5 protein-coding genes are annotated in these 12,310 nt (G+C 30.4%); 1 reads left to right on the top strand and 4 read right to left on the bottom strand.

Going from position 1 to position 12,310, the window contains the following annotated elements; all coding sequences use genetic code 11:
- Nucleotides 1-6: 6 nt before the first annotated feature.
- On the bottom strand, nucleotides 7-630 hold the full coding sequence (gene dhaL, locus ACYUEX_RS02280; RefSeq protein WP_460286380.1) for a dihydroxyacetone kinase subunit DhaL: 624 nt from the start codon (nucleotides 628-630) through the stop codon (nucleotides 7-9).
- A 12-nt stretch (nucleotides 631-642) separates the two neighbouring features.
- Nucleotides 643-1,641, bottom strand: coding sequence for a dihydroxyacetone kinase subunit DhaK (gene dhaK, locus ACYUEX_RS02275; protein ID WP_460286379.1), 999 nt, complete (start codon nucleotides 1,639-1,641; stop codon nucleotides 643-645).
- A 591-nt stretch (nucleotides 1,642-2,232) separates the two neighbouring features.
- Between dhaK and ACYUEX_RS02270 the strand changes: the two genes are divergently transcribed.
- Nucleotides 2,233-3,177 carry a hypothetical protein gene (locus ACYUEX_RS02270; RefSeq protein ID WP_460286378.1) on the top strand — a complete coding sequence of 315 codons (945 nt, stop codon included), beginning with the start codon at nucleotides 2,233-2,235 and terminating at the stop codon, nucleotides 3,175-3,177.
- Nucleotides 3,178-3,602: 425 nt separating this feature from the next.
- Here the strand turns inward: ACYUEX_RS02270 and ACYUEX_RS02265 are convergent, their stop codons facing one another.
- Together ACYUEX_RS02265 and ACYUEX_RS02260 are read right to left on the bottom strand one after the other, a co-directional pair.
- Complete coding sequence (locus tag ACYUEX_RS02265; RefSeq protein ID WP_460286377.1) at nucleotides 3,603-9,995, bottom strand: Ig-like domain-containing protein; 6,393 nt, start codon at nucleotides 9,993-9,995, stop codon at nucleotides 3,603-3,605.
- A gap of 445 nt (nucleotides 9,996-10,440) precedes the next feature.
- A complete protein-coding gene (locus ACYUEX_RS02260; RefSeq protein WP_460286376.1) occupies nucleotides 10,441-12,066 on the bottom strand; it encodes a family 20 glycosylhydrolase in 1,626 nt (541 codons plus the stop codon).
- Nucleotides 12,067-12,310: the final 244 nt, after the last annotated feature.

Raw genomic sequence — 12,310 nt, 5'->3', positions numbered from 1 at the left:
CCTTTGCTATACTTCTTGTGAAATTGTTTTTAATATAAGATACATAGATGTAGCTCCAGCATCTTGATGTCCAATACTTCTATCGCCAACATAACTTGCTCTTCCCTTAGTTGCTACTATATCCTTAGTGCTAATCATTCCTTTTTCTGCATTTTCTTGAATTTTATTTAATACTAATTTAGCTTCTATGCCCTCTGCCAAAGCCTTTTTGCCTGATAGAAGTGCTGGTTCAAGAGAATCTATCATAGTTTTCTCTCCTAAAACTCCTTTGCCTCGCATCTTAATACCTTCTAGTGCCGCATCTAGCATATGAATAAAATCTTCTATTCCTATTTCAGTTTTCTTTGCTATAACCATTGATGCTTTCATAAAAGCTGTACCATATAAGGGACCTGATGCTCCACCTACATTAGATACTAAAGCCATTCCAGAAGCCTTTATTATATTGCTTATATCATCATATTGTAATGTATCTATTTTATCAACTACTGCTGCAAATCCCTTGCTCATGTTTAATCCATGGTCACCATCACCTATTGCTGCATCTAACTCAGATAAATATAGTTTATTTTCTTCCATAACTGAATTTATCTTTCTTAATATTTCTTTTACTTTTATTCCATTTATCATAAGTATATCCTCCTATTTAAAAACTTTTAATGCTGGTGTATCTGCTTCTTCATCTAATAAACTCTTTAATTCCTTATCTAATTTTAAAATTGAAATTGAGAATCCTGCCATTTCTAGAGACGTCATATATTCACCTATAAAGGTTTTATATATTTTTATCTCTCTTTCTCCTAACATTTCATGTAGCTTTTTATTTACTATATAAAGTTCCATAAATGGTGTAGCTGCTAAACCATTAACCATAACTGCTACTTCTTCACCTTTTTCAATATCTATGTTTAAAAGTATTCTTTCCACTAACTGCTCTACTATAGAGTCAGCTGTTGAAATCTTTTCTCTATGAGTTCCTGGCTCACCATGAATACCAATTCCAATTTCAACTTCATCTTCGGCTAAATTAAAGTTTGGCTTACCAGCTGCTGGTACCATACAAGATGATATTGCCATTCCCATACTCTTAACGTTTTCAATTGTCTTCTCTGCAACTCTTTTAACCTCAGAAAGATCTCTACCTCTTTTAGCCATAGCTCCTGCAATTTTATGAACAAATACAGTGCCTGCAATTCCCCTTCTTCCAGCTGTATAAAGGCTATCCTCAACAGCAACATCATCATTTACAACTACACTAGCAACTTCTATCCCTTCCATTTCCGCCATTTCCTTAGCCATATCGAAATTCATGATATCACCAGTATAATTTTTTACTACTAACAATACACCTTTGCCACTGTCAACAGCTTTAATCCCTTCATAAACTTGATCCGGAGTAGGTGATGTAAATACTTCTCCACAAACAGCTCCGTCTAACATTCCATATCCAACATAGCCTGCATGAGCTGGTTCATGTCCACTTCCTCCACCAGAAATAATAGCAACTTTATTAGTAGCCTTATCCTTTCTTACTAAAACATTTCCTTCTTCTATCTTTCTTAAATACTCAGGATATGCATACTCAATACCTTTTAACATATCACTTAAAACATTACTTGGATCATTTATTACCTTTTTCATAACCACACTCTCCTCCCAAAAATATCTTTAATTATATTTAAAGCAGTAATTATGCCAAGTATATTTATGATAAGATATCTATTATCTACTTTATGAAAAGTATTTAAATCTACCTATTTATAAATTATTTGGCATACTTGAATACTACTAGCTTTCGCATTCACCTTAGCTAAATTTTATCATTTTTTACAAATTTTATCAATACATTGAAAATTATAAAAACGTAACAATGGTTTTATTTCTTTATTTAGATGATAATATTATTATTAGTTAAACCATTATTTTCACTTCATATTCTTGGTATTACTCTTTGCATACCCCCTAAAAACTTACGATAGTATCTTAAGTAGTTTTTAAACTCTACTTTATTATTTTAGAAGCAAAAATTTGTCACAAAATTATTTCACACCGCTTGCTATATTAATGAATTTTTGGTATAATTACACAAATTTAAAATATATTAAGACACTATTATAACTAACTTAATTTTTTAAATTAATATTTGGGGATATTAATTTTTCTAAATTAAGCTTATAAAAATATTAATTTTTATTTATGTATATTAATAGATGGTAATGGAGGTAATTTGAAATGAAAGATAAACTACTTTTAAGTCTTGCTGAGTCAACTAACTTAAATTTTATTAACAAGCAGGAGGTTTTATTTGGAAACTATAGGGGATATAATATTTCAATAAATTCAATAAACTATGTATATTATATTGATTTCCCTATAAAACTTACTTCTGAATTTGGGGAAGATAAACTGAATTCTTTTCTCCATGATTTAACAACTGAATTTAAAAAACTTAATTATGCAGCATATAAACCCTCTAGCATTCAGCTACAATATACACCACAGTATAAAAAATATCGTAATCCAGAAATAGTATTATCTATATTAAATAAGTTAATAGATTTTGCTATTATGAACAATTTAGTTACTTGCTGTAGTTCTTGTGGTGAAGGGATAGAAGTAACACCATTTTTATTAGGCTCTACTGTTATTCCTTGTTGTAAGAACTGCCAGTTAGAAATAAAAAATACAATAACTGAACAGCAAAATAATGTTCAAAACAAAAGTAATAATGTAGTTGGTGGAATTGTTGGTGGATTTATAGGAGCATTACTCGGATCTGTTCTTTGGATAATTATATATCAAATGAATTATATAGCTGCAATCGCTGGACTAGCTATTGCTGTTTGTTGTATTAAAGGGTATCAAATGCTTGGAGGAAAACTTAATTTATTAGGTGTTATCATCACCTCTATAATTACTATCTTAATGGTTTATTTAGCTAACCACTTTTCCTTAGCTATTGATATTTACTCAGAATTTAAAATGGATTATTATATAACATTCTTTGATGCATTGAAAGCTGTTCCGGATTTCTTAGAAGAGCCTTCCATTAGAGAAGCATTTATGAAAGATTTACTTATTGGTTATCTTCTTACTGCTATTGGTTCATTCTCTTATATTAAAAAAGCATATAGAGAAGCTAATTATAAAATAAAAGCAGAAGAAATAAATTTGTAAATTATTAATGAAAATCAAATTAATATAAGACTTTTAAATATACTGTTAGTATAAAATAATGGACACTTCCATTCTTAGTTAGATAAAATATCAATTATCTAAGAATAGGAGTGTCCATTACTTTATATACATTTTATAAAAAAATAGCTATTAGATTAGTGTTATAACTTGTATTTTATTTCTTACCATAATTCCTAAGACTAAAAAAATAAGTGGTGCTAATAAAATTAATATTATTGTGGTTACTATGATATTATAATTAGTAACTACACCAAATACTGATGTTATTGTAGTTACTATGATATTACAATTAGTAACTACACCAAATCCAGCTAATATTATTAATTCTATAAAAAAGAAGAATTGTAAAATGAATTTGAAATGTCATCTTACAATCCTTCTATATTTTTTTCTAGTAAACTCTATTATTCTTCTCTTTTTCTTTTCTTTAAAGTTTTAGCTCCTGCAATAACTGCTCCAGCTCCTAAAAGTAACATTACTGTAGATGAAACAGCTGCTCCAGTACTAGGTAATTCACCACCTTTTCCATTGTCTTTATTTGGCTTATTGTTTCCTGAATTATTGTTTCCATTATTTCCATTGTTGCCTTGGTTATTGTTATCTCCATTATTATTGTTATTACCACCGTTTCCTTCGTTGTCTTTTTTCTCTTCTAAACTAGCTACAGCTAATTCTAAATCTTTAACGGCTTTTTCTACAATTGAATTAGTGGCTTCTTCATCATCTAAAACTTCATTTGCTCTATTTAACGCAGCCTTTAAATTTCCAACTGTCTTATTAGTATATTTAGATAAATCCATTTCCTTAACTTTATTTATTAAATCATCAAGTTTAGACTTATCTGGCTTTAATCTTAAATCAATATATGATTTTAATAAATCTTCATAAACTTTATTTACTTCAACTTGTGTAGCATCTTCTTTTTCATATATAACCTTAGCATGTGCTAAAACTTCTTCTACTTTTGCCCATGTAGATGGTATATATTCTTCCTTATTTAACCCTTCAATCTTTTTTATCATATTCTTAAGATTTAATTTATTTGCAGGCTCTGGCTTAACCTCTAACTTGCTAATAGCATTAACTAATTTATCATGAGCCTCTTTAACTTCTTTCTCTAAAGCATTTTCATCTGCTGATACCTTTTTAGCTTCTTCTAATACTTTTTGTAAGCTTGACCAAGTTTCTTCAGTGTACTTACCTTCAATTAAAGCTTCAACTATTTCAATTTGTCTATTAAGCTCTGTCTTATCTCCAGCCTTAAACTCAAGCATATGAATTGCATTAACCAATCTAGTAAATGTTTCATTAACTTCTTCTGTAGTAGCGTCAACCTTAGCATAAACTTTATTAGCACCTTCTAATGCAGCTCTAAACTCTTTAACAACCACTGGTACGACACCTTCTAAAGCTCCATTAGCTTCAGCATCTACCGCATAATCTATTGCCATTCTTAATGCTGTTTTATCAACTTCACCTTGCTCAGCTTCTCTTTCTAAAGTTATTCCATATTTAACTTCTTTAAGTCCATTTTCAGATTTAACAATAACATCTAGCTTCTCTGAATTATTTACAGTATAAACTACAGATGCTGATGCATTGTTAGTTGCATCTACTGTTATTTCTGGTAAATCTTCATTAGATTTTAACTTCATTGTATAATTATATCTATCTGAAGCAAAGCTTTCTAAATCTTTTCCATTAATCTTTATGCTATTTGCAACGAAATCTGGATTTTGCACTACTCTCTGTTCAAAGGATTGCATCTCTCTTATTGCTAAACCTTTACCAGCCTTCGCTTTCATCTTTATTCTTAAAGCCTTTGTCTTTACCATTTCAAAAGTATAATAATTTGTATCTGTCGGTGATGTAATTCCTGGGTTAGAAACTAAATTAGATACTGTTACCCAATTGCTCTCATCATTAAATGGGTTTTCTGGCTCCATTAATACCTGTCCTGGTTTATTTGGTAGAACAACCTTATCTCCAACATAATATTGTATTTCAAAGCTTTCTGGAAGGCTGCATCCATGATCTTCAAAGAAATTAATTTCTAGATTATTTATATATTTATCCTCTGGTACATCTGTTCCGAAGATAACGCCAACCCAATCATCACTTCTTCTTGAAACGTCTGCCCAGTTAGTCCATCTCCTATTATCTATCATTTCATCATTTACAGATTTAATGCTATCAAATGGTTCATGTGTATATGAAGCTATTGCCATTGCCAAATCGAAACCTACTCTTGTTCCTGCAAAGTTAATACCTTTTATAGTTACATCAGTTACTCTGATACTTGCATTTACAATTTTATCTGTTCCTTCTACTGTTCCATTTACAGCAAAAGTTCCAACTTTACTTAATAACTCTTTATCATAATCTTCCCAAGTAACAGGAAGATCAACTATTGTTCCATCTGTATAGTAAGCCTTTACTGTTTGTGGAAGCTTTGGTTCCACCTTTACATTAGTTGCAAGTGAAACATTTTGTACTGCTGATAACCCCTTAACAACCACTTTTGCCTTAGCTTTTAATGCTTGTCCTTCAACAGTTCCTTCTACTTCAAATACCCCGTACTTATTATAAGAATCTTCCTTTATATTATCCCAAGTAACCTTTACCTCTCTAGGTAACCCAATATCATATATTGCTTTTACCTTTTCTGGTAATATTGGTGCAACTCCCTTATTTGTTTCTACATTTACTTTTTCATATGAAATAATAGTCTTTTTAGCTGGATTCTTTCCAATATTTATTTCTATATCTTCAGTACTAACAGTCTTACCTTTATAAGTTATTTCCGCATTTAGAATTACTGTTCCTTCTGTATAAGCATATAACTTACCATTTTCTATTTTAGCTTCTCCAGAATCCTTTGAAGATATATTATATTTAGCTTGTATTTGGTCTTTTCCAATTAAAGAATCATCTTCTAATTTTCCCTCTATTATAATATCAACAATATCATCCTCAATTATATTCTTCTTAGATAATTCTATTGTTGCTGAAGTTAATTGTGGATCACCTTCTGAAAAATTAACTATATAATTATTAGTTCTTCCATCTTCTGATGTAACCATAACAGTAGCGTTGCTATAAACATTTGATGCTGGAACTACAAATACACTTGCATTATCCTTAGCAGTTGCTGTAACTACTGGTACCTTTGAAGCATATGGTAGATTAATTGCATACTGATTGGTGTTCTCATTAAACCCTTCAATACTAGCATTATTTACTTTAATATCACTTAATAACGCTGTAGCATCACTCTCTACTACATTAGAATAAATATAAAATTCAGTAATACCAACTGCCTTATTAGCTACAGTATCCTCTTTTAATAAAGTTCTTATTTTAGTTGTATTTACTTCATCAAAAGTAATCTCTTCTGTGCCTTCTGCTGAAAATCCAGTTGTCTTACTTTGATTAGAAACAGAAGCCCATTCATTGCCATTCCAATATTCAACTAAAATCTCACTTGGAATAGCAACTCCACCATCAACATATAGTGAAATTCCTATTTTACTTATAGAGTATTCTTTATCAAACTCTATACCAACATATTCATCATAGTTTTCTCCAGGTTTCCCCCAGTTTGTCCATCTGTTTTTAGGGCTACTCACCTTAGAAACTATACCATCATTTATATTATTTACACTATCATATAGACTAAATCCATCAAATGCTCTTGGATATGCCTTACCTTCATTTAATGCTATATTTGCTTCTTTAAAATTATCAGATACAACTACAATAGCTTTAGCCTTTAAACTTTCTACTCCTGTAATAATACCTTCTATTGTAACAGTTTTAGCTGAATCAACATCCTCTGCTGTTAACTCCCTCTCCCAAGTTACTGGATACTTTTCTATACTTCCATCATTACTTACTACTGACACTTCAGTCGGAAGTTTATCTTGCTTTCCAACAGGTAATAACATTCTAGAATCTAATACCCCAATAATATCTTTAACTATTACTTTAATACTTACTGGTATATTACTATCTACTACAGTTCCCTTAACTTTAAATATTCCAGGAGTTTTTAAAGCATCCTCTGGAACTGAATCCCACATAACATCTACTTCTTTTTTACTTCCATCTGAATAAATTCCTGTTACTTTCTCTGGAAGTTTTAGTTCCCCATTAATAGGTACTGTAACATCACTTACATCATATCCAAGAATCTTATTTTCACTTAATTCTTCTTCTGGTACAGTGTATATTGTTGTGTTATCAGAAGAAAGCCCCGGACTTGTTGCTGTTAATGTAAATGAACCAGCATTTTTTGTTGATTGAACAATAACTAAAGCTTTACCATTAAAGGCTTTTCTCTTATTATCTTTATATCTCTCAGCAGTTGCAGCATTACCATTGTCAACACCAACAATTTTACCATTACCTTTAACGTCAAAGTTAATTAAGTTATCGGCATTTGGAACTAAAGTTCCATTTTCATCAACTACATCAACTGTAATAAATGATAAATCATATCCATCTGCAGTTATAACTTGTCTATCTGCGCTTAAATCAATCTTTTTAGCATCATTAGCAGTTTTAACTACATCTCTTGCAATTTCCTTACCATTTTCATCCTTTGCAACAGCAGTTAACTTACCTGGTTTATAAGGAACTCTAAATTCTAAGTAAAGCTTACCATCCTTAGTCTCTTTATAAGTTCCATTGTAACCTGCATTAGTAACTTCATATTCCTCAGAATCTACTAACGTTCCTAACTCATTACTAGTTACATCTTCATTAAGGTATAAATCAACAGAATTAGCATTAGTATATGCATGTACTAATATTTTATCTCCATCAACCTTTATACTATCATCATTTTCCCAATTCCAGTGTGGTAATAAATGAACCATCGGCTTATCTGTCCATTGACTTTGGTAGAAATAGAATATATCTTTCTCAAATCCAGCTGTATCTATAGCACCAAAGTATGAAGATTTCGATGGGAATTTATTGTAATAAGGAGTTGGTTCTCCTATATAATCGAATCCTGTCCATATATATTCTCCTAATATATATTCTCTATCTCTATTCATCTTCCATGATTCTTGTGCTCTTCTACCCCAAGCAACACGATCATTATCATAAGAAGATTGTTGTAAATCTGGATGATTATCACCTATACCAACTGTTTCTGGATGTGCATATATTCCTCTACTTCTTATAGCTGAAGAAGTCTCTGATCCATACATTATCCAGTCTTCGTATTTTTCTTTATATTTATCATAATTATGTTCAGCATAGTTAAATCCTACAACATCTATAATATCAGCTACATTTTCATGAGCTCCATCATCGCCCATAAATGCAATTTCTCCCATAGTTGTAGGTCTTGTAGTATCAATTTCCTTAACCCACTTCTGAAGATTTTTTGCTACTTCCAGCCCCTTTGCTTCACTTGTTTCCCATATCTCATTTCCTAATGACCACATCATTATGCTTGGAGCATTCTTTCCTCTGTTAATCATTTGTTTAATATCATGCTCTGCCCAAGTCATATCTCCATAGATTGATTTTTGCTCGAAAAACCTTGCATAATCATATGGATTCTTTCCGCCATACCAAGTATCAAAAGCTTCTTCTATAAGAAGAATTCCCTCTTCATTACAAATATCTATTAAATGTTGTGAAGCAGGATTATGAGTAACTCTTATAGAATTTACTCCCATCTCTTTTAACTTTTTAACCTGTCTTCTTATTGATGTCTTATTATCAACAGCTCCTAAAGAACCTTGGTCATGGTGCATACATACACCTTCGAGCTTCATTTGCTCCCCATTTAAGAAAAAACCATCATTAGATGTCGTATCAAACCATCTCATACCAAAATCTGTTTCATACTCATCTACTGTTTGATTGTCAATAATTACAGTAGTGGCTACCTTATATAAATATGGATTTTCAGTTCCCCAAAGTATTGGATTATCAACAGTTACATCTGCATTGAATTTCTTAGTAGCACCTGCACTAACTACTTCAGTAGTTACATTTTCCGCTACGTTATTTCCTCCTGCATCTACTATAACTGATTTAACGCTTACTTCTTTGTCTGTAGATTCCTCATTCATAATATCTGTTTTAATATTAACTTTAGCTTCATCTTTTTTGTATTCGTTTTCTAAATCTGGTGTAGTTACATAAGTACCATATTCTGCAACATGAACATTTTCAGTAACTATAAGATTAACATCTCTATATATACCACTACCAGAATACCATCTACTACTTGGTTGTTTATTATTTGCTTTTACCGATATAACGTTTTCAGTAACGCCATCACATATTAAATCATCTGTTATGTCAAATGTAAATGGAGTATATCCATAAGGATTATTCCCTATTTGTTTACCGTTTACATAAACATAACTATCCATGTATACTCCACCAAAGTTAATGCTTATTTTCTTTCCTTCCATTTCTTTAGGAAGCACAAAGCTCTTTCTATACCAACCAATTCCACCATCTAAAAATCCACCATTATAACGTCCTGGAGAATCTTTATTAAAATCTAACTCTATGCTCCAATCGTGAGGTAAGCTTAAATTTCTCCACTGACTATCGTCAAAATCTTTTTCTTTTGCTCCTGCTAAATCCCCTAAATTAAATTTCCAATCATCATTAAATAATATAGTTCTTCGTGATTCATTATTTATAGTACTAACTATTTTACTATTATCTCTTGCTATAGTATCTGCCAATGTTGTTATCCCTGAAGAAGTCGTAATTACTACTGTAGCTATAACTAAGCTTAATATCTTTTTAAACTTCATACTTTATCTCCCCTCATCATTTTAACCATCTTTTGTCAATACCCTTTAACTAAAGATTTTATTTTTACCCCCTTTAAATTTTCTATAAGCTATTTTCCATATTAAACTTTAAACTATCTTACAAAATATCATCATAATTGACTTAGCTTACATATTTAATTGTAGAACCTTAATAAATTGACTTCTATACGAAAAACTTAACAAATGTATGAAAATTCTTAACTTTAATGTGAAAATCTAAATTTATATTAGAAAATTATCCTTATTAATTTATCAGTTCAAAAACTTTTTTCTCTTTGTTTAAGCTAAAAAAAGCCATCTATTTAGTACAAAAGTACTTTAGATGACTTTTTAAAGCTATAATAATATTAAATTTAATAATATTTGTTAGTGCGACAGCCCTATATTTAAATTTATTTTTTCATTTTAAACATTATTCTCTTTTTCAATTCTTTTCAGATCCCCATATATTACTGTCTTTATAATAATTTATCTCCTTATTTTTCATTCTCTCCCCTTGTTTCTCTAATCTAGTCTTATATTCATTCCAATCCCTAGACTCTTTAGGTGTCCAACCTATTTCAGAATAACCTAACAATCTTGGATATATCATATAATCCATAGCTTTTGTATCAGAAATTGTTTCTGTCCATAATGGTGCTTCTATTCCTAGAACTAATTCCTTTGGAGCATAATCAGTAGGATCCCATTTATATGCAGTTTCTACTGGAATATAACCTGCCCATGTTTCTCCATATGGTGTGTTCTCGTTATATTTCATATCTAAATAAGCTTTGTGTGCAATTGAAATAATCATTTTCATGTTTTTTGCTCTAGCTGCCTCATTTGAATCTTTCCAATTTTGTAATACTACACTTGAATCTATTTCTGGAGATGTATCAATTGGGTCCCAACCTATTGGAGTCTTTCCATATTTCTGAACTATTTTAGATACTCTCCCTACAAAATAATCATAATCTTCTTTTTTAGTACTATCTGCTTCGTCCCCTCCTATATGAAAATATTTTGAAGGTGATATCTCAGAAATTTCCCTAATTACATCATCAATAAATTCATATGTCTTTTCATCATGAGTCATGAAAGAACTAAATCCTACGCTTGTGCCTGTATATAAAGGTTTCTTTTTACCATCTGGATTTAAAAATCCATAAGAAGCCAGTGCTGCATTAGTATGCCCTGGCATATCAATTTCAGGGATTATTTCTACATATCGTTCAGCTGCATATTTAACTAAATCTTTAAACTCTTCTTGTGTATAATATCCTCCAGGTCCACCACCTACTTGTGTACTTCCACCTATAGTAGTTAAGTCTGGCCATTTTTTTATTTCTATACGCCACCCCTGATCATCAGTAAGATGTAAATGAACCCTATTTATTTTGTATTGAGCAGCAAGATCTATTTGACGTTTAATTTCATCTACAGTAAAAAAGTGCCTAGCTACATCAATCATTAATCCTCTATGCTCATATTCAGGTTTATCATCTATTATTGAAACTGGAACACTCCATTCTATATTAGTTACTTTAGTTTCTTTATCAATTTCTGGCGGAAATAACTGTCTTAATGTTTGAACTCCTCTTGAAATCCCTTCTGGCTTGTATGCAATAATCTTAACCATTTCTGGAGTAGTTACAATTTTATAACCCTCATTTCCATCTTCTTCTTCTCCTCCTATAGTAGTTAAATAAATACTACCAGGTGTAGGATTATCACCTTTAATAATATTTAACTGAAATCCTGTTGAAGCTTTTAATTTTCCTTTTATAAACTCTGCAATTTTAACAATTTCTTCTGTTTCCTCTTCAGTATTTCCTTTCACATAAATTGAAGAATCTTTTTTAAGTATAAATTTCCCTTCTCCACTTTCATAGCTTATAGGTTTAGGAATAATAATATTATTATTTCTACTTTCTCCTAAAAAAGTTGGTTCTGCTTGACTAGTCTCCTTAGACATAGCTTTGAAAGAAACTACTCCTAGTACTAGAAATACCATCATTATAGATATGATAGATATGAATTTCCAATATGTATTAGATTTATTCTTCATTAATTAATCCTCCTTACATATATAAGATATTTACTTTATTAAATATTTTATATGGTAACTGCTTTGAAGCATTCATTATTATTTTATAACCTAAATCCGATAGTATATACTATAAATTGTTGATAAAATTAAAATACTTATAAATATAGAAATATACTAATAAATAAAGGTCTATCCTTTAGATAAACCTTTATTTTATATTATTTCATATTAAATTTTATCTTATACCTCAATTATAGATTTT

Source organism: Clostridium sp. CTA-7 (genome assembly GCF_054768095.1).
The sequence above is the reverse complement of the archived record's forward strand: the minus strand, read 5'-3'. Positions and strand labels throughout refer to the sequence as shown.

Bases quoted from the DNA above. Each gene is read 5' to 3' on its own strand.
- dhaL (WP_460286380.1), bottom strand. From the start codon at position 630: ATGATAAATGGAATAAAAGTAAAAGAAATATTAAGAAAGATAAATTCA.
- dhaK (WP_460286379.1), bottom strand. From the start codon at position 1,641: ATGAAAAAGGTAATAAATGATCCAAGTAATGTTTTAAGTGATATGTTA.
- ACYUEX_RS02270 (WP_460286378.1), top strand. From the start codon at position 2,233: ATGAAAGATAAACTACTTTTAAGTCTTGCTGAGTCAACTAACTTAAAT.
- ACYUEX_RS02265 (WP_460286377.1), bottom strand. From the start codon at position 9,995: ATGAAGTTTAAAAAGATATTAAGCTTAGTTATAGCTACAGTAGTAATT.
- ACYUEX_RS02260 (WP_460286376.1), bottom strand. From the start codon at position 12,066: ATGAAGAATAAATCTAATACATATTGGAAATTCATATCTATCATATCT.